Origin of the sequence: Mesorhizobium atlanticum (assembly GCF_003289965.1) — a bacterium.
GTDB classification, from domain to species: Bacteria; Pseudomonadota; Alphaproteobacteria; order Rhizobiales; family Rhizobiaceae; genus Mesorhizobium; species Mesorhizobium atlanticum.
This window is the reverse complement of sequence record NZ_QMBQ01000002.1, coordinates 976,838-994,300: the sequence shown is the minus strand read 5'-3', so window position 1 is coordinate 994,300 and position 17,463 is coordinate 976,838. Positions and strand designations below refer to the sequence as shown.

Sequence of the window (17,463 nt, the reverse complement as noted above, 5' to 3'; positions counted from 1 at the left end):
ACCCCGGCCCTTGCCGACCCCCTCCCCGCCGGCTTCGTCAGGCTCGCCGATGTCGATCCGACCATCCGCCAGGACATCCGCTACGCCGGCCGCGAAAACTTCCTGCACCGCAAGGTCGACGGCTATGACGCGCCTGTCTGCATCCTGACCGCGCAAGCGGCGAGGGCGCTGTCCAGTGCTCAGAAAACGATGACCGCTAAAGGCCTGACGCTGGTCGTCTTCGACTGCTACCGCCCGGCCCGGGCCGTTACCGACATGGGAACATGGACGAGACAAGGCGGCCCGCCGGATCCGCAATGGTATCGGACGGTCGAACGTGGCGATCTTATCGCCAAGGGCTATGTCGGCGAATTGTCCAGCCATTCGCGCGGCTCGACCGTCGACCTCGCCATCGCCGACCCGGGCAAGGGAAGCGATGTTCATCCGACCTGCGGCGCTCCTGACGTCGGGACACTCGACTTCGGCACCGGTTTTGACTGCTTCGATCCGATGAGCGAGACCGCGTACCACCCTCTTCCCGCCGTAGCGGCGGCGAACCGCAAGATGCTGCTTGCCGCCATGCGTGCCGCCGGCTTCCGCAACTATGCGCACGAATGGTGGCACTTTACCCTCGCCAAAGAGCCTTTTCCAAAACAGCGTTTCGATTTTCCGGTCACGGCCGATTAATGCGCCGGGGCTTGCCCTGACCCTGACCGCTTCTAATTAGGCCGACTGATGCCGAGCCGAGCCAAAAACCGGAGGAGGAAGCAATTTCTTCAAAGTGCCGAATCTCGGCGAAAAATTGCTTCTATGAGGCGAAAAAGGCAACATTCAATGCATCTAATTTCTATAAACTCGCTAGAGTTCGCTGCAGTTCAACGGAGGCGGGAATGACCAAACATCATTTCAGGAAACTGCTCGGCGCGCTGGTCGCCACATCTATCCAGTTCGGCACGCTCGGTTTCGCGTTCGCCGATACGACCATTTTGAACGTGTCCTACGATCCGACGCGTGAGCTTTACAAGGCCTATGATGAAGCCTTCGCCGCGCACTGGAAGGCCGAGACCGGCGAGACGGTCACCATCCAGCAGTCGCATGGCGGATCGGGCGCCCAGGCCCGCGCGGTGATCGACGGCCTCAATGCCGACGTCGTGACCCTGGCCCTTGAAGGCGACATCAACGCCATCGTGACTAAGTCGAAGAAGATCAATCCCGACTGGCGCAAGAAATTCGAAAACAATTCAGCGCCTTACACCTCAACCATCATCTTCCTGGTGCGCAAGGGCAATCCCAAGGACATCCACGACTGGAGCGATCTGGTCAAGGACGGCGTCCAAGTGATCACGCCGAATCCGAAGACCTCCGGCGGCGCGCGCTGGAACTACCTGGCGGCCTGGGCCTATGCCAACGCGCATGACGGCAATGACGAAGCCAAGACCAAGGAATTCGTCGCCAAGCTCTATGCCAACGCGCCGGTGCTCGACAGCGGCGCCCGCGGCTCGACCGTCACCTTCGCCCAGAAAGGCCTCGGCGACGTGCTGATCGCCTGGGAGAACGACGCCTATCTGGCGCTCGACGAATTCGGCGCCGACAATTTCGACATCGTCTACCCGCCGACCTCGATCCTGGCCGAGCCGCCGGTCGCCGTGGTCGACGCCAATGTCGACGCCAAAGGCACACGCAAGGTGGCCGAGGCGTACCTTTCCTATCTCTATTCGAAGGAAGGCCAGACCATCATCGCCAAGAACCATTATCGCCCGGCCAAGCCCGAACTGGTTCCGGCCGAGGACCTCGCCAAACTGCCGCAGATCAAGCTGGTCACCATCGACGACCCGCAATTCGGCGGCTGGAAGAAGGCACAGCCTTACCATTTCGGCGACGGTGGTATATTCGACCAGATCTATAAGCCGGCCCAGTGAGAGGCTGAGCCTCGAAAACTGGCGACTGCAATCTGGTTGAGTAAGAAGGGACGATCCAGAACAGCATGACCTTAGCACCCGCTCACGCGGGGTGGCGATTCAGACAGCCGAGTGTCATTCCGGGTTTCGGACTGACGCTCGGCTTCTCGCTTGCCTACCTCACGCTCATCATCCTCATCCCGCTCTCCGGGTTGATCTGGCGTTCGGCCGCACTCGGCTGGACCGATTTCTGGGCTTTGGCCACCGACCGGCGCACCCTCAAGGCGCTCGAAATCAGCTTCGGCACGGCCTTCATCGCGGCCGCGGTCAACGTGGTGTTCGGCACGCTCGTCGCCTGGGTGCTGGTCCGCTACCGTTTTCCTGGCCGCCGCGTCGTCGACGCCATGGTCGACCTGCCTTTCGCGCTGCCCACCGCGGTTGCCGGCATCGCGCTGACCACGCTCTATGCACCGACCGGCTGGCTCGGCAAATTGCTGATGCCGCTCGGCCTCAAGGTCGCCTACACCCCGCTCGGCATCGTCGTGGCGCTGGTGTTCATCGGCCTGCCCTTTGTCGTGCGGACCGTCCAGCCGATCATGGAAGAGCTAGACAAAGAGGTCGAGGAGGCCGCTGCCACGCTCGGCGCCAGCCGCTTCCAGATTATCACCCGTGTGCTTCTGCCCAGCCTGGCGCCGGCCATCATCACCGGCTTCTCGCTTGCCTTCGCACGTGGCGTCGGCGAATACGGCTCGGTCATCTTCATCGCCGGCAACCTGCCCTACAAATCCGAGATCGCGCCGCTTCTGATCGTCATCCGGCTGGAGGAGTACAACTATCCGGCCGCGACCGCGATCGCCGCGATCATGTTGGCGCTGTCCTTCGCGATGCTGCTGGTCATCAACCTCGTGCAGACATGGAGCCGCAAGCGCTATGGCTGATCCCGAGATCAAGTCGTACGAGCCGCACCACGAGAGCCGGTCAGCCGCGGTCACGGAAAGCCGTCCCGTCCGCGTCACGCTGACGACCGTCACGCTGGTCTTTCTCGGCATCTTCCTGCTGTTGCCGCTGATCATCGTGTTCAAGGAGGCTTTCGCCAAGGGCGTCGGCGCCTATTTCCAATCCCTGGGCGATGCCGATACGCGCTCCGCCATCCGGCTGACATTGCTGGTGGCGGCGATCTCGGTGCCGCTCAATCTCGTCTTCGGCCTTTCGGCCGCCTGGGCCATCGCCAAGTTCGAGTTCAAGGGCAAGGCGTTCCTGACCACGCTGATCGACTTGCCCTTCTCGGTCTCGCCGGTCATTTCCGGCCTGGTCTATGTGCTTCTATTCGGCGCTCAAGGCTTGCTCGGCGAATGGCTGAAGGCGCATGGCATCCAGATCCTGTTCGCAGTGCCCGGCATCGTTCTGGCAACCGTCTTCGTCACCTTCCCCTTCGTCGCGCGCGAGCTCATCCCGCTGATGCAGGAACAGGGCAATGGCGACGAGGAGGCGGCGCTCTCGCTCGGCGCCAGCGGCTGGCAAGCCTTCTGGCATGTGACGCTGCCGAACGTCAAATGGGGGCTGCTCTATGGCGTTCTGCTCTGCAATGCGCGCGCCATGGGCGAGTTCGGCGCGGTCTCGGTGGTATCGGGCCACATACGCGGCCTCACCAACACCATGCCGTTGCATGTCGAGATCCTCTACAACGAGTACAATGCCGTCGGCGCATTTGCGGTCGCTTCGCTGCTCGCCGGCCTGGCGCTGGTGACGCTGGTCTTGAAAACACTTCTCGAGATGCGCTACGGCGCCGAGATCGCCGCGACACGCGGACACTAGGTGCATGTCACCCAAAAGTGCGTAGCGGTTTTGGGATAATGATATGCATCAAAGAACTGAGGGATTTGCATGGAAGTTCGCGTCGTCAACGTGCGCAAGGAGTTTGAGCGGTTTCCGGCGCTCCACGACGTGTCGCTCGACATCAAGTCCGGCGAGCTCATCGCGCTGCTTGGTCCGTCGGGCTCCGGCAAGACGACGCTGCTGCGGCTGATTGCCGGGCTGGAGCGGCCGACCAAGGGGGCGATCTTTTTCGGAGAGGAAGACGCTTCGCAAAAGTCGATCCAGGAACGCAATGTCGGCTTCGTCTTCCAGCACTACGCGCTGTTCCGTCACATGACGGTTGCCGACAATATCGGCTTCGGCCTGAAGGTCCGGCACGGCGCCGCGCGGCCGCGGGCGCAGGAAATCCGCCGCCGGGCATTGGAACTGCTCGACCTCGTCCAGTTGTCGGGGCTGGAAAAGCGCTATCCGGCGCAACTTTCCGGCGGCCAGCGCCAGCGCGTGGCCCTGGCGCGCGCCATGGCCATCGAGCCCAAGGTGCTTCTGCTCGACGAACCCTTCGGCGCGCTCGACGCGCAGGTTCGTCGCGAGTTGCGCCGCTGGCTGCGCGAGATCCATGATCGGACCGGCCACACCACCGTCTTCGTCACGCACGACCAGGAAGAGGCGCTGGAACTGGCCGACCGCGTTGTCGTCATGAGCCAGGGACGCATCGAACAAGTCGGCACCGCCGACGATATCTATGACACGCCGAACTCGCCCTTCGTCTATTCCTTCATCGGCGAGTCGAGCTCGCTGCCGGTGAAGGTCGAGAACGGCGAGGTCTGGATCGCCGACCGGCCGATCGGGCTACAGGCGCCGCATGCGCCGTCCGGAGAGGCGGTTCTCTACTTCCGCCCGCATGATGTCGACCTGCTCGACGGCTGCAGCGGCTGCATCGCCGGCACGGTCGCCGCCAGCCGCCGCGTCGCAGGCACAAGGCGCGTCGAGCTGGAGATCGGCGGCGAGCGCCAGCGCGTCGAGATCGAGCTGCCGGTCGACCATCCTGCGGCCCAGAAAAGCCGCGTGGCGTTCAGGCCGCGGCGCTGGAAGCTTTTTCCGGTGGCTTGATCGCCGAGCCGAGCGCTATTCCAGCCAGTTCTCGACCTTCAGCTTCCCGATGCGGGTGAATTCGGCCGTGTTGGCCGTCACCAGTGTCGTACCCAACGCGCAGGCGTGGGCAGCGATGAAGAGATCGTTGTGGCCTATGGTCTCGCCCCTGCTTTCCAGCTCGGCACGGAGGACGCCATATTCGGTGTCCACCGGCACATCGAGCGGCAGCACCGGAATCTCGGCCAGCAATTCCTCGACCTTCTTGAGCAGCTTGGCCGATCCCTTCTTGGCGCAGCCATATCGCAGTTCCGAAGCGACGACGATACTGGTGCACACCGCAGCATCTCCCTCGCGCACCATCGCGCTGGCGGCCTTGCCGGCTGGGTTTCGGATCATGTCGCTTATGATGTTCGTATCGAGCATGAGCCGCATCAAAAAATGTCCTCGGACTTGACGGGGCTATCGTTGATCTCCGGGAAGTCATCTTCCGGACCGAGTGGGGGCTCCTTCGCCCACTGGGCAAGCAACGCCGTAAGACCTGATTTACGAACGGGCTCAATGACGAGACGATCGCCTTCGCGGCTGATCAGGACTTTGTCGCCGGGAAGTTCGAACTCGACCGGAATCCGCACCGCCTGGCTGCGGTTGTTGCGGAACAGTTTTGCTTCCTTCGGCGGCGTCGTCGCCTGGCGGTGTCGGGTCATGGCAGTATTCCTTGTATATGGCATATGTATATGCCAAAGGGTCAGAATGCAATCTTTTCGCCTCCAGAGCCGGGCGAAACAGGATACTTCCTGAAAAGAAATCCTAACAACCGACTGTTTTAACGATATCTTTTCTCGCTCTACCGCGGTCTCCCCGGCTCGCATGTCTCGTCGCCCATCGGCGTCACCGCTATCATCGGGAAATCAGCGTATTATCCTCGGAGCTTGTTTTCATGAAGCGTCTATTGCTCGGCATCGCGGCTGTTGCCGGTCTCGTCCTCGCATCCTCCCAAGCCTGGTCGGCCGACAAGCTCTTGAATGCATCCTATGACGTCGGCCGCGAGCTGTTCGCCGACATCAACAAAGCCTTCGTCGCCAAGCATTCCGGTGTCACCATCGATCAGTCGCATGCCGGCACTTCGGCGCAGGCGCGCGCCATCGCCGAAGGTCTTGCCGCCGATGTCGTCACCTTCAACCAGGTCACCGACGTCGACTTCCTGGTCAAGAAGGGCCTCGTCTCGGCCGATTGGCAGAAGGATTTTCCGGACAACGCCTCGCCCTTTTATTCCTTGCCTTCGTTTCTTGTCCGCGCGGGCAATCCCAAGCACATCAAGGACTGGAACGACCTGGTGCGCGACGACGTGCAGGTGATCTTCCCCAACCCGAAGACGTCCGGCAATGCGCGCTACACCTATCTCGCCGCCACCGCCTACGCCAAGGAAGCCTTCAAGGGCGACGACGCCAAGGTCAAGGAATTCATCACCAAGCTCTTCAACAACGTGCCGATCTTCGACACCGGCGGCCGCGCCGCCACCACCACCTTCGTGCAGCGCGAGATCGGCGACGTGCTGATCACCTTCGAGTCCGAGACGCGCGGCATCCGCAAGGAATATGGCGACGACAAGTTCGAGCAGGTCACCCCTTCGGTCAGCCTGCTGGCCGAGTTCCCGGTGGCGATCGTCGACAAGGTCGCCGACGAGCATGGCAGCCGCGATCTCGCCAAGTCCTATCTCGACTTCCTCTACACGCCGGATGGCCAGGAGATTGCCGCCGAGAACGGCTTGCGGACACGCGATGCGGCGGTCGCCGCCAAGCACAAGGCCGACTTCCCGGACGTCCGGCTGCTGACCGTCGAGGACGTCTTCGGCGGCTGGGACAAGGTGCAGAAGGAGCATTTCGCCGCCGGCGGACTGCTCGATCAGACCTATGGCAGCCGCTGAATGGGCTCCACAATCAGGAAGCGCAAGGAGGCCGGCTTTGCCGGCTTTCTTCTTATAAGCGGGGTTGCATGAGTTCGCAGGGGAAATCCCGGCCCCAGCGTGAAAAACGTTACGAAGAATCAACGCGTTTGTGCCTAAGCTGCACGGGCAAATTGTTGGGCCAGAGGGCGTTCGACGGTCAAACTGTCATGATTTGCACACAAACAACCGCCAGATGCAGGGCGATTGGGGTTTGATGAACTGAATCGGGCATGCTGACCAAAAAAGGCAAATACGGCCTCAAGGCCCTTGTGCATCTTGCCAGCCTGCCGGCTGGCCAGCTTGCATTCGTCAACGACATAGCGGTCGCCAACAACATCCCGAAGAAATTCCTGGATGCGATCCTGGGCGAGCTGCGCAATGCCGGCTTCGTCCAGAGCCGCAAGGGCAAGGAAGGCGGCTATCGCCTCGCCCGACCCGCTTCCGAGATCAAGATCGGTCATGTCGTGCGTGTGCTCGACGGACCGCTGGCGCCGATCCCTTGCGCCAGCCGCACGCAATATCAGCGTTGCGAGGATTGCGACGAAGCGACCTGCCAGGTCCGGCACATGATGCTGGAAGTGCGCCAGGCGATCGCCGAGGTGCTCGACAATCGCAGCCTCGCAGCCATGCGCGACGCCGACAACGACGATTTCCCGGCCGAGCTCACCTCCCAGATCTAAGCAGTTCCAGCCGGATCCAAGGCAACGCCGGCAAACCGTGCGGCGGTTTCCCCGCCAAACGGGGCGCCGCGCGGCCCGGCTTGTCGGCCTCGGTTGCTAGTCCGCGGCGGACGCAGTAAAGCGGCAGAGCGAGATCCCGAACCGAAGGTCAGCGAACGCAAAAAGTGGGAACCGGTTTTCGAACAAGATCATGCTCCATCTAAAGAGTGGAACAGGGCTCTGACGCATGAGGCTGCCTTGGCTTGGCAAATCCCGCGGGGCCAGCCGGCAGCCAACGTCGAACGACATCTATCGCACCGCGATCATCGCCGATGTGCCTGTGCCGGAGCGCAACGAAACCGTTCGCTTCTTCAGCCGCAAGGTTATCCGCCCCGGAAAACTGCGCCGCTTCGTCAATCGGGACCTGCGCGAGAGCCTGCTGTCCTGTTTCTATCTTGGCGTCGCGGCGGTTCTGCCGATCTCCTGGTGGGAACCCATCTGCGGCTGGGTGTCCGGGCTGAGGCGCAAGCGCCACTTTCGCAAGGAGTTCGACCGTTACGACATCGCGGTGAAGGCAGTGCTCGGCAATGCCGCCGACACGCGCGGCATGTTCCAAGCGCAACTTGCCGCCGTTCACCGCCGACGACTGACGCTTGCGGCGCATCTCGTGGCCGGATGGCGCTGGTCGCCGGCGATCCGGCTGGAAGGCCTCGAAGCATTGCGGCAAGCAGTGCGCAACGGGCGCGGCGTCATCATATGGTGCGACCAGTTCACGGCGCAGACGATCATGGGCAAGCGCGCCCTGCATGAGGCCGGCGTCGATGCCCATCAGGTAAGCGCGCGGTACCACGGCTTTTCGCCAAGCGAGTTCGGCTTGCGCGTCATCAACCCGCCGCTGATCAAACTCGAGAACCGTTTCCTGAAAAGCCGCATCGTCTTCGAGCGAACCGACGCCTTTCAGGTCACAACGCGCATGCAGAAGGTGCTCAAGGCAAACGGTGTCGTGCTGATGACCAACACCATCTATGCCGGCTCCGCCTTCGCCGAGGCCGCGATGGGCGAGCGTGGCTGGACCCACCTCGCCTCGGCGCCGGCAAACTTCGCCGCGCGCGCGGGTGCTGCGCTGTTTCATATGGCGATGATCGAGACGATCCCCTTTCGCGAGTATCGCGCAATCGTCAGCGAGCTGAGCCCAGGCACGCAAGCGCCCGCATTGCCGGCGGGGGACACAGCGACAAAGAACCTTGCCGTCCAGGCGGCATACATCCTGTCGAAGCGCGACCATATGCTGGAAACGCTCAAACTCTGTCCGGAGCAGATGATGGCCTGGTCGAGCGCCGTGCGGCTGACCGAGCGGCCGACTGAGGCCGCGATCGGCAATGACGGCGCATGAATACCAACCGACCTAGAGCGTTTCACCGTTTCAGGGAAACGGCGAAACGCTCTATCTCTTGTTTTTGCGCAATTCCGGACGGAAAACCGCTCTCACTTTTCCTGGAATTGCTCTAGCGGATGATCTCTTTCACGATCCCGGCGACACTTCGCGTTCCGTCGGCCGTTACCGCCCGTTCGTCGGTGGCAGGCTCTTCCAGCGTGGCGAACTGGCTGTCGACCAGGCTTGCGGGCATGAAATGACCCTTGCGATTGGCGACCCGTCGCCAGGCGGTCTCGCGATCGATCTTCAGGTAGAGGAAGACGACCTCCGGACAGAAACGGCTCAGCCGGTCGCGGTAGCTGCGTTTCAGCGCCGAGCAGGCCGCCACCGCTTTCCGTCCGCCGGCAACGGAACTCGCGATACGCTCCCCTATGGCGTCGAGCCAGCCCTCACGCAGCGCATCCGTCAGCGGCTCGCCGCGCGCCATGCGCGCCACATTCTCCGGCGGATGCAGCCGGTCGCCTTCGATGAAGTCGGCGCTGAGAGCCCTGGCAAGCGCCTCGCCGACGGCCGTCTTGCCACAGCCGGCAACGCCCATCACGACGATGGCCGGCGCCGTCCGAAGATCGGTCATGCGAAGCTGCGGTCTTGGGCTTGCCCCATCCACGGTCAGCGGCTTGCCGGCGCGCGCCCGTAAAGCAGAAGCATGGCGACGATGACGACGCCATAGATGATCTGCCGCCCCGCCTCGGGCATCTGCATGACCGAGAGGATCGATTGCAGGAGCGTGATCAGGATCACGCCCGCAACGGTGCCCAGATAGGAGCCGCGCCCGCCGAGGATCGACGTGCCGCCCAGCACGACGGCAGCGATCGACGGCAGCAGATAGGCATCGCCCATCGATTGCGCCGCCTTCGACGCGTAGCCGGCCAAAAGCACGCCGCCAAAAGCCGACAGGCCGCCGGAGACGGCGAAGGCGATCAGCACGATACGGCGCGTGTCGATGCCGGAAAGATAGGCGGCGCGCTCGCGATTGCCGATGCCGTAGACGGCGCGGCCGAAGCTGGTGCGGGTCAGCACGAAAACCATCGCGGCGCCGATCAGCGCCCAGATGATGACGGCGTTGGGAACGCCCGGAATGGTGAAGCCGGTTGCCAGGTATCGCATCGCCGCCGTCGCTGAATCCTGTGGCGAGAAACCGCCCGTATAGACCACCATCAGCCCTTGCGCCACGGCATTGGTGGCCAAGGTGATGATCATCGAGGGAATGCGCAGATAGGCGACGCCGATGCCGTTGACGATGCCGATCGCGACACCGCACAGGACCCCGAAAGGAATGGCCAAAGCGACGCCGACGGGCCCGTAGGCGGCCGCCGCGCAGGCCATCATCGCGCCTGTAGCCACGGACCACGGCACGGACAGATCGATCTGGCCGAGCAGGATGACCAGCATCATGCCGGTGGCAATGACGCCGAGGAAGGACGCGACCTTCAATTGCTGCAGCAGATATTCCGGTGAAAGGAAGCTGCGCGAATAAAGGCTGCCGAGCAGGAGCAGGATCACGATGCAGGCAAAGGCGGTGACAACGGCCGGATCGGCGCGTCTCAGAAATTTGGGCATGCGGCCAGCGATGCCGCCGAGTGTCGTCTCGCTCACAGGAACCACTCCAGCCGGTTGCGCACCCGAAACAGCGCGAAAGCGCCGAGGCTGACCGCGATCAACAGGATAACGCCCTGGAACAGCGGCTGCCAGAGCGGATCGAAATCGAAGACGAACAAGAGGTCGCCGATGGTGCGGAAGGCGAGCGCGCCGAAGATGGCGCCGATGGCGCTGCCCTTGCCGCCGAACAGCGACACGCCGCCAAGCACGACGGCGGCGATCGAGAACAGCGTATAGGCGTTGCCGCTCGCATAAGCCGCCTCGCCCGTATAGGTGAAGAAGGTCAGGAACAGGCCGCCGATGGCCGCAAGCAGGCCGGCAAGCGTGTATGCCAGAAACTTGCCCCTGCGGATCGGCACACCCGACATGTAAGCCGCCGTCTCCGATGAACCGGCCGCATAAGCGGCGCGCCCGAATTCGGAGCGACTGAACGGCACCCAGACGACGAGCACGATGACGAGCAGCGACACGAGGCTCGCCGGCACCACGCCGAAGAAACGCCCGGTCAGGAAATCCGCGAGGTCCTCGTTGACCGAGCCGCCGGGAACCGGTCGCAAAAGCAGCGCCAGACCGAAAAAGACGGCGCCCGTGGCTATGGTGGCGACGATCGGCTGCAGCCGGCCGTAGATGACGATGGCGCCGTTCACCGCGCCGCAGAGGAGCCCGGTGCCGAGCACAGCCAACACGCCAAACGCCGTCTCCAGGCCGGTGCCGATCACCAGCCACGAAGCCATGCAGTTGGTGAGCGTGAATATCATGCCGACGGACAGGTCGATGCCGGCGGTGATCACCACCAATGTCTGCGCCATGGCGACGAAGGCCAGCAGCACGCCCTTGTTGGCGGCCGTCTGCACGACATTGGCGGTGAAGCCGGCCGGATGGTTCGCGCTGTAGATGGCGAACATGACGATGAAGATGCCGAAGGCCAGCAGCGTTCCGCGCTGCTCGGCCAGCCAGTAGCGCCAGTCCTTCACGCGCCCGCTCCCTGCCTCGGCCCGGCACCTTCGCCATGGATGTTGAGCGCGCTGGCGATCAGCGCGTGCTCGGTGATTTCGGCGCCGACCAGCTCGCGCTTGACCGCGCCGTCATAGAGCACCAGCACGCGGTCGCAGCAGCCGATCAGCTCGTCATAGTCGGTCGAATAGAACAGGATCGCGGCGCCCGCGTCGGCCAGCTTGCGCATCAGTTGGTAAAGCTCCTGCTTGGTGCCGACATCGATGCCGCGCGTCGGATCGTTGAGCAGGATGATGCGCGGCTGCCGCATCAGCCATTTGGCGATCACCACCTTCTGCTGGTTGCCGCCGGAGAGCGCGCCGACCGGGATGTCGAGCCCGGCTGTCTTGATGGCCAGCAGACCGACCATGTCGTCGATCAGCCGCTGCTCGGCGGCCCGATCGATGATGCCCGCTTTCGACAGCCTGTCGAGCGCTGCGAAGGACAGATTCTCGCGCACCGTCATCGGCAGCATCAGCCCTTCGGTCTTGCGATCCTCGGGTATCAGCGCCATCCCGATGCGGCCGTGGCTGGCCGCGGTCGGGCTGGCGATCGAAACGGGCTTGCCGTCGATCAGGATCTCACCGGAAAGGCCGCGCAGCACGCCGAAAAAGGCAAGCAGCAATTCGCGCTGCCCCTGCCCGTCGAGACCGCCGAGGCCGACGACCTCCCCGGCCTTGACGCTCAACGAGATATTGTCCAGCCGGTCGGCCCAGGAGAGGTTGCGCGCTTCGAGAACCGTCGTCGCGGCCGCGGTTGGACCGGGTTTCGGCGGGAAGATATGGCTGTATTCGCGGCCGATCATCAGCTCGACCACTTCATTGTCGCTCTTCGAGCCCGCGGGGTAGCTGGCGACGTTGCGGCCGTTGCGGAAGACCGTGCAGTGGTCGGCGAGCTCGGCGATCTCGTTCATGCGGTGCGAGATGTAGAGCAGCGCCAGTCCTTCCGAACGCAGCCGCTTCAGCACTTCGAACACCTTGGCGACATCCGCCGCCGTCAGCGCCGAGGTCGCCTCGTCGAGGATCAGGATGCGCGGTTTCCGGGCCAACGCCTTCGCGATCTCAACCATCTGCCGGCGCGACAGCGGCAGATCCTTGACCAGGGCACGGGGATGGATATCGGAAGCCCCGGCGCGTGCCAGCGCTTCTTCCGCGATGCGCCGCTGCGCCTTGCGGTCGATCATGCCGAAGCGCTTCGGCGGATCGGAAATGACGATGTTGTCGGCGACGCTCAACTCGGGGATGAGCGACAGTTCCTGGAAGATGCAGACGATGCCGGCCTGGTTGGCTGCAGCCGGCGAGGCGAAGCTCACTTCGCGGCCGTCGAGCGTCATCGTGCCTTCGTCGGGCGCCACGACGCCCGCCATGATCTTGATCAGCGTCGATTTGCCGGCGCCGTTCTCGCCCAGGATGGCGTGGATGCCACCCGCGGTGACCGTCAGGTCGGCCTTTTCCAAGGCCCGCACGCCGCCATAACGCTTGGAGATGCCTTCCATGCGGAAGAGCGGAGTCGCGGCGTCCATCAGCCCTCCCCGGCCGTTTCGAGTTGAGAGTAGAAGGACGGTGCCGCGACCTCGCCGCGGCACCATCCGGTCAGACTATTTGTTTTCCTTGGTCTGGCCCATGATTTCCTGCGCGGTGAAATTGATGCCGCAGGTCGGGAAGGAATTGCCGACGAAGAAATTGTCGGACTGGTCCGGGAAGAAATCCTGGCCGGCCTTGAAATTCGGATCCTCGACGATGGCCAAAGGCAGCTTGACCGACTGCGGGACGACATTGCCTTCGAGCGCGGAGATCGCGGTCTTGATGGCAACCGCCACCTGCGCGGGGCCGGTGCCGGCGGACGAGCATTTCAGTCCATCGGCAGCATGCGCGGCGCAGAACTTACGGAAGCCGTTTTCCGTCTCGCCGCCGAAGGGCACGAAAGGATGCTTGGCGTCGATCATCGCCTGCACGATGCCGGTGTCGCCGCCCTGCCCGGTGACGCCGTCGAACGGACCGCTGGTGGCGATGGCATCGGCCGTGGCCTTTTGCGCCACGCCGTCATCCCACTTGCCGACGACCTCTGTGACATTCCACTTCTTGCCGGAAGCATCCAGCACCTCGTGGATACCGTTGTGGCGATCGGTGTCGACGGAGGTGCCGGCAACGCCGCGCACTTCGAGCACCTTGCCGCCATTCGGCACATGCGCGACCAGCCACTTGCCCCAGAGCTCGCCCAGGCCCTTCTGGTCGACATTGACGTTGATGGCATCCTTGGTGTCGAGGATGTTGTCGAACGCGACGAGCACGACGCCCGCTTCCTTGGCGCGCTTGATGACTGGCCCGAAGGCGGTCGGATTCTGGGCGTTGACGACGATCGCATCAAAGCCGGAATCGATGAAGTTGTTGATCGCCGAAATCTGTGCCGGCACATCCTCGCCGGTCGACACGACCTTGAATTCCTTGAGCTTCTTGGCGACATCCGGTTGCGCCGCGTAGGCCTTGGCCGTCTGGATCATCTGGATACGCCAAGTGTTGGCGATGTAGCCGTTGGCAAGCGCGATGCGGTAAGGACCGTCTTTCTTCGGATATTTGAAAAACTGCGTGTCGGCTGCCCAAGGCGCAAAGCAATCCGGCTCTGCCGCGGGTCCCTTGACGATTTCAGGTCCGGCGATCGCCGACGAACCCAGCATGACGAATGCAGTGGCGGCAATGACGCCGCCAACGAATGACTTGATCATCGATATTCCTCCCAGTTGCAGTTCTGCTTGTAATCAATCCTGGCGTTACCGGTCGGCACCCTCCGCCCAACCGAACACGCCCGCAGGGGCGGCCGCATCGCCCCGATCCTCCTCCCCCTCACCTTCCGGGCAATTTAGAAAACTATCATATTATACATAATAAACAAGCAACGACTGTTGCTTATGTATAATAAACAGCCCCCGATCTCGCCGAATGTTGATTTTACAGACAAATGGTAGCGCTACCATGATTGGGTGTAAAGCGCCGCCTTCGACATTTTTCCGCGTTCTTCAACGCGCTGTGCTCTCCCGCCGCACGAGCTCGAAACCGAGATCGACGATGCGCTGTTCCGGTGGGTTTCCGGCAATCGCCGCAAGCGCCATGGCGACGGATCGGGTGCCGATTTCATAGCGGTGCGTGCGCACGCTGGTGATCGAGGGAAACGACACCTGCATCATGTCGAGGTCGTTGAAGCCGACAATGCCGATCTGTTTCGGCACGTCGATCGACGCGCGGTGGCATTCGAACAGGACGCCGAGCGCGATATCGTCATTGTTGCAGAACACGCCGTCGAGCGTCGGCATCTTGGCCAGCGCGTCACGGAACAACTCGCGCCCGAGGCTCACGCTTGACGGCACCGGCGTCGTGGTGACCAGCCGCGGATCGAACAGCCCGGCGGCCTCCATGGCGGCGCGGTAGCCGGCAAGGCGCCGCTGCGAACGCGGATCCATCCTGGCGCCGATGAAGCCGATCTTGCGGTAGCCGGCCTGCAGAAGGTGCTCGGTGGCCGTCCTGCCGCCGTCGAAATGGGAGAAGCCGATCATCATGTCGACCGGATCCGGCCCGGTCTCCATCACCTGCACCACAGGGCAACCCGCATTCTCCAGCAGTCGTCGCGCGCTGGGCGTCTGGTCGATGCCGGCCACGATCAGCGCCGCCGGGCGTTGCGATCCGAAGACCTGCAGCAGCCGCTCTTCCTCCAGGCCGGAATAGTGCGTGTTGCCGATCTGGATGCGGAACGGGCTATCGGAAAGACTGTCGTAGATGCCGCGCACCACCTCGGCGAAGACGTTGTTGGTGAGCGATGGCACCAGCACGCCGAACACTTCGGCGCGCGCCGAGGCAAGCGCGCGCGCGTTCGGGTCGGGCACGTAGCCGAGTTCGTCGACCGCGGCCAGTATCTGCCGGCGAAGATCCTCCGACACCCGTCCGGGCTCGCGCAGCGCGCGCGATACGGTGATTGCGCCGACGCCCGCCTTGCGCGCCACATCGGCAATGGTCGGACGGCCGCCGCCACGGCGGGAGCGCGGTTTGGTCAAGGGTGGGCCTCGTGCGGCAAACCCCGCCCGCTGCGCGCCTGCAATGCCATTGACCCTGGTGTCGCCATCTCGCAGGCCTGTACCGCGTTCACTGGCCTTGGCGTCGCGCAGCCGCGATTTGTTGTCAAGCCGAGGCGTCTTCCTGGAAAAATGAGGGCACGGCCCGTCAGGCCACGACGACGCTGCTGCGTCTTGCCTTCCAGAACACCAGAACCATCGCCAGGATGTTGAGCAGGTTCCAGGCAATCCCGTTCAGGAAGGCGGCCGAATAGGAACCAGTGAGGTCGTAGATCCAGCCCGACATCCAGCCACCGATAGCCATGCCGAAAATGGTCGCCATGATGACGATGCCAACGCGTTGGCCAGCCTCCTTGGCGGGCATGTATTCACGCACGATGATCGCATAACAAGGCACGATGCCGCCTTGCGACAGCCCAAACACCAGCGAAACGATGTAGAGCGAGGCGAGCCCGTCGAAGGGAATGTAAAAGAACAGCGACAGGCATTGCAGAACCGAACCGACCAGCAAAGTCTTCACCCCGCCGATCCGATCGGCGACGAAGCCGGAAGCGAGGCGGCTGACGACGCCGGCGGCCATCATGATCGAAAGCATGTCGGCGCCATGCGCGACGCCATAGCCAAGGTCCAGGCAATAGGCGACGATATGCACCTGCGGCATCGACATCGCCACGCAGCAGCCCAGACCAGCTATCACCAGCAGCACCTGAAGTGCCGCCGGCGACAATGCAATCGGCTGGACCAGGCGCGTGCCCGGCGAGCCTGCCACAACCACTGGGGCACGCCGGCGCAGCATCAAAACCAGCGGCACCATCGTCACCAGGCACGCGATGCCGATGGCCAGATAGGTGAAGCGCCAGCCCTCCGCTTTCATCAGCGGCGGTATGATCGCCGGCCAGACCGTTCCGGCGAGATAGCTGCCGGACGCAGCCGCAGCCACCGCAACGCCGCGCCGACGATTGAACCAGTGGGAGATGTCGGCGATCAGCGGTCCGAAAATCGCCGATGTCCCCAACCCGATCAGCAAGCCTTGAGCGACGGTGAATTGCAGGATCGTACTGGAGAGCGACGCCAGCAGGAAGCCGACAGCCAGCGCCGTTGAGGAAACAAGCGCCGGGATCCAGTAGCCGACACGATCGATGGCGCGCCCGACCAGCACATTGCCGGCCGCAAAGCCAACCATCGTCGCGGTGTAAGGCATCGAGGCCGCGGCGCGATCGACGCCAAACTCGGCCTGGACCGCCGGCAGAACGACGACCACCGCCCACATGCCGACGCCCCCTATGGTCGCCAGCAATACGGAAATGGCCAACCTCGTCCAGGCATAAGCGCTGTCTATGCCCGGGGGCCCTGCATTGCTGGAGATCGTCGTCAAAGGCGTTCCTGTCCGCTGTTCTCGAAGTCGGCGGTTTGCCTCCACTATCGGCGCATTTGCCGGCCGAGCAGCGCCACGACCGGCGAATCCGTGGCACCAGAACCGGGAACCCCTCTCATTTCCTGGAGTTTTGCCTCAGAGCAATTCCGGGAAAGTGTCTAACCGTCTTCCGTCGGGAATTGCGGGAAACAAAGAGATGGAGCGGTTCGGCGGCAAACCGCTGAACCGCTCTGGCAAGGAGTTTCGCCATGACCGCAAAGAAGAAATGGTCGGCCGATGTGACCGAGCACAGCGATGCGCTGGATCTCGAGGAGCACGTCTTCGAATCCGACGACGCCAGGAAAATCGCCGCCTCGCTGAAGCGTTCGGCAGAGCATAGCGACCGCCGCAAGGCGGAGCCGTTCCAATCCGCCATGTCGATGCTGAATTTCTACATCAACCGCGCCGGCAAGAACCTGCCCGAGAAGCGCAGGAAAGTGCTCGAAAAGGCGAAGGACGAGTTGCGCGTCGCCTTCGGCCGCGAGAAGCAGGATTAGGCGGGGATAAGGCCTGTCGAGATTCAGGTCAGGCCGAGTCGGGAATGGTGATTTTCGAGAACCGGAGCGGAACGTAC

At 63.1% G+C, this 17,463-nt stretch carries 18 protein-coding genes; 9 read left to right on the top strand and 9 right to left on the bottom strand.

The window, feature by feature from the left end:
• From DPM35_RS09825 to DPM35_RS09805, 5 genes are all read left to right on the top strand, one after another.
• Nucleotides 1-666, top strand: a 666-nt coding sequence (locus DPM35_RS09825; protein ID WP_112127044.1) for a M15 family metallopeptidase, incomplete at its 5' end; no start/stop codon positions are given.
• Between the two features lie 203 nt (nt 667-869).
• On the top strand, nt 870-1,898 hold the full coding sequence (locus DPM35_RS09820) for a sulfate ABC transporter substrate-binding protein (protein ID WP_112127043.1): 1,029 nt from the start codon (nt 870-872) through the stop codon (nt 1,896-1,898).
• Between the two features lie 65 nt (nt 1,899-1,963).
• The gene (cysT, locus tag DPM35_RS09815; RefSeq protein ID WP_112127042.1) at nt 1,964-2,815 is read left to right on the top strand and encodes a sulfate ABC transporter permease subunit CysT; all 852 of its coding nucleotides are present in this window, start codon (nt 1,964-1,966) and stop codon (nt 2,813-2,815) included.
• Nucleotides 2,808-3,692 carry a sulfate ABC transporter permease subunit CysW gene (gene cysW / locus DPM35_RS09810; protein ID WP_112127041.1) on the top strand — a complete coding sequence of 295 codons (885 nt, stop codon included), beginning with the start codon at nt 2,808-2,810 and terminating at the stop codon, nt 3,690-3,692. The genes cysT and cysW overlap by 8 nt, the downstream gene beginning before the upstream one ends.
• Before the next feature lie 69 nt (nt 3,693-3,761).
• Nucleotides 3,762-4,802 carry a sulfate/molybdate ABC transporter ATP-binding protein gene (locus DPM35_RS09805; RefSeq protein WP_112127040.1) on the top strand — a complete coding sequence of 347 codons (1,041 nt, stop codon included), beginning with the start codon at nt 3,762-3,764 and terminating at the stop codon, nt 4,800-4,802.
• Nucleotides 4,803-4,817: 15 nt separating this feature from the next.
• On the opposite strand, the gene DPM35_RS09800 is transcribed toward DPM35_RS09805, so the two are convergent.
• Both DPM35_RS09800 and DPM35_RS09795 read right to left on the bottom strand, forming a co-directional pair.
• Complete coding sequence (locus DPM35_RS09800) at nt 4,818-5,216, bottom strand: type II toxin-antitoxin system VapC family toxin (protein WP_112127039.1); 399 nt, start codon at nt 5,214-5,216, stop codon at nt 4,818-4,820.
• Entirely contained in the window at nt 5,216-5,488 is a 273-nt protein-coding gene (locus tag DPM35_RS09795) for an antitoxin (protein ID WP_112127131.1), read from the bottom strand. The genes DPM35_RS09800 and DPM35_RS09795 overlap by 1 nt, the downstream gene beginning before the upstream one ends.
• Nucleotides 5,489-5,721: 233 nt before the next feature.
• Here DPM35_RS09795 and DPM35_RS09790 point away from each other — a divergent pair, with 233 nt between their 5' ends.
• The 3 genes from DPM35_RS09790 to DPM35_RS09780 all read left to right on the top strand — a co-directional run bounded on the left by DPM35_RS09790 (nt 5,722) and on the right by DPM35_RS09780 (nt 8,781).
• Complete coding sequence (locus tag DPM35_RS09790) at nt 5,722-6,708, top strand: sulfate ABC transporter substrate-binding protein (RefSeq protein ID WP_112127038.1); 987 nt, start codon at nt 5,722-5,724, stop codon at nt 6,706-6,708.
• Between the two features lie 251 nt (nt 6,709-6,959).
• Nucleotides 6,960-7,409: an RrF2 family transcriptional regulator gene (locus tag DPM35_RS09785; RefSeq protein ID WP_040970141.1), complete on the top strand. Its 450-nt coding sequence runs from the start codon at nt 6,960-6,962 to the stop codon at nt 7,407-7,409.
• Between the two features lie 226 nt (nt 7,410-7,635).
• Nucleotides 7,636-8,781, top strand: coding sequence for a hypothetical protein (locus DPM35_RS09780; RefSeq protein ID WP_112127037.1), 1,146 nt, complete (start codon nt 7,636-7,638; stop codon nt 8,779-8,781).
• Between the two features lie 112 nt (nt 8,782-8,893).
• Here DPM35_RS09780 and DPM35_RS09775 read toward each other — a convergent pair whose 3' ends face one another.
• From DPM35_RS09775 to DPM35_RS09745, 7 genes are all read right to left on the bottom strand, one after another.
• Nucleotides 8,894-9,397: a gluconokinase gene (locus DPM35_RS09775; RefSeq protein WP_112127036.1), complete on the bottom strand. Its 504-nt coding sequence runs from the start codon at nt 9,395-9,397 to the stop codon at nt 8,894-8,896.
• A gap of 35 nt (nt 9,398-9,432) precedes the next feature.
• Nucleotides 9,433-10,419 (bottom strand): ABC transporter permease, encoded by a 987-nt coding sequence (locus DPM35_RS09770; RefSeq protein WP_112127035.1) that lies wholly within the window; start codon nt 10,417-10,419, stop codon nt 9,433-9,435.
• Complete coding sequence (locus DPM35_RS09765; protein WP_112127034.1) at nt 10,416-11,396, bottom strand: ABC transporter permease; 981 nt, start codon at nt 11,394-11,396, stop codon at nt 10,416-10,418. The genes DPM35_RS09770 and DPM35_RS09765 overlap by 4 nt, the downstream gene beginning before the upstream one ends.
• Entirely contained in the window at nt 11,393-12,937 is a 1,545-nt protein-coding gene (locus DPM35_RS09760; protein ID WP_112127033.1) for a sugar ABC transporter ATP-binding protein, read from the bottom strand. Before DPM35_RS09760 ends, DPM35_RS09765 begins: the two co-directional genes overlap by 4 nt.
• A 75-nt stretch (nt 12,938-13,012) precedes the next feature.
• Entirely contained in the window at nt 13,013-14,137 is a 1,125-nt protein-coding gene (locus DPM35_RS09755; protein WP_112127032.1) for a sugar ABC transporter substrate-binding protein, read from the bottom strand.
• Nucleotides 14,138-14,428: 291 nt separating this feature from the next.
• Nucleotides 14,429-15,457 carry an HTH-type transcriptional regulator GntR gene (gntR, locus tag DPM35_RS09750; protein WP_112127031.1) on the bottom strand — a complete coding sequence of 343 codons (1,029 nt, stop codon included), beginning with the start codon at nt 15,455-15,457 and terminating at the stop codon, nt 14,429-14,431.
• A 166-nt stretch (nt 15,458-15,623) separates the two neighbouring features.
• Nucleotides 15,624-16,850 carry an MFS transporter gene (locus DPM35_RS09745; protein WP_112127030.1) on the bottom strand — a complete coding sequence of 409 codons (1,227 nt, stop codon included), beginning with the start codon at nt 16,848-16,850 and terminating at the stop codon, nt 15,624-15,626.
• Nucleotides 16,851-17,098: 248 nt separating this feature from the next.
• Here DPM35_RS09745 and DPM35_RS09740 point away from each other — a divergent pair, with 248 nt between their 5' ends.
• The gene (locus DPM35_RS09740) at nt 17,099-17,386 is read left to right on the top strand and encodes a DUF3175 domain-containing protein (protein ID WP_112127029.1); all 288 of its coding nucleotides are present in this window, start codon (nt 17,099-17,101) and stop codon (nt 17,384-17,386) included.
• Nucleotides 17,387-17,463 lie beyond the last annotated feature (77 nt).

Coding starts and splice junctions, on each gene's coding strand:
- DPM35_RS09785 (WP_040970141.1), top strand. CDS start 6,960: ATGCTGACCAAAAAAGGCAAATACGGCCTCAAGGCCCTTGTGCATCTT.
- DPM35_RS09740 (WP_112127029.1), top strand. CDS start 17,099: ATGACCGCAAAGAAGAAATGGTCGGCCGATGTGACCGAGCACAGCGAT.
- DPM35_RS09795 (WP_112127131.1), bottom strand. CDS start 5,488: ATGACCCGACACCGCCAGGCGACGACGCCGCCGAAGGAAGCAAAACTG.
- DPM35_RS09790 (WP_112127038.1), top strand. CDS start 5,722: ATGAAGCGTCTATTGCTCGGCATCGCGGCTGTTGCCGGTCTCGTCCTC.
- cysT (WP_112127042.1), top strand. CDS start 1,964: ATGACCTTAGCACCCGCTCACGCGGGGTGGCGATTCAGACAGCCGAGT.
- DPM35_RS09755 (WP_112127032.1), bottom strand. CDS start 14,137: ATGATCAAGTCATTCGTTGGCGGCGTCATTGCCGCCACTGCATTCGTC.
- DPM35_RS09780 (WP_112127037.1), top strand. CDS start 7,636: ATGAGGCTGCCTTGGCTTGGCAAATCCCGCGGGGCCAGCCGGCAGCCA.
- cysW (WP_112127041.1), top strand. CDS start 2,808: ATGGCTGATCCCGAGATCAAGTCGTACGAGCCGCACCACGAGAGCCGG.
- DPM35_RS09800 (WP_112127039.1), bottom strand. CDS start 5,216: ATGCGGCTCATGCTCGATACGAACATCATAAGCGACATGATCCGAAAC.
- DPM35_RS09820 (WP_112127043.1), top strand. CDS start 870: ATGACCAAACATCATTTCAGGAAACTGCTCGGCGCGCTGGTCGCCACA.
- DPM35_RS09760 (WP_112127033.1), bottom strand. CDS start 12,937: ATGGACGCCGCGACTCCGCTCTTCCGCATGGAAGGCATCTCCAAGCGT.
- DPM35_RS09775 (WP_112127036.1), bottom strand. CDS start 9,397: ATGACCGATCTTCGGACGGCGCCGGCCATCGTCGTGATGGGCGTTGCC.
- DPM35_RS09805 (WP_112127040.1), top strand. CDS start 3,762: ATGGAAGTTCGCGTCGTCAACGTGCGCAAGGAGTTTGAGCGGTTTCCG.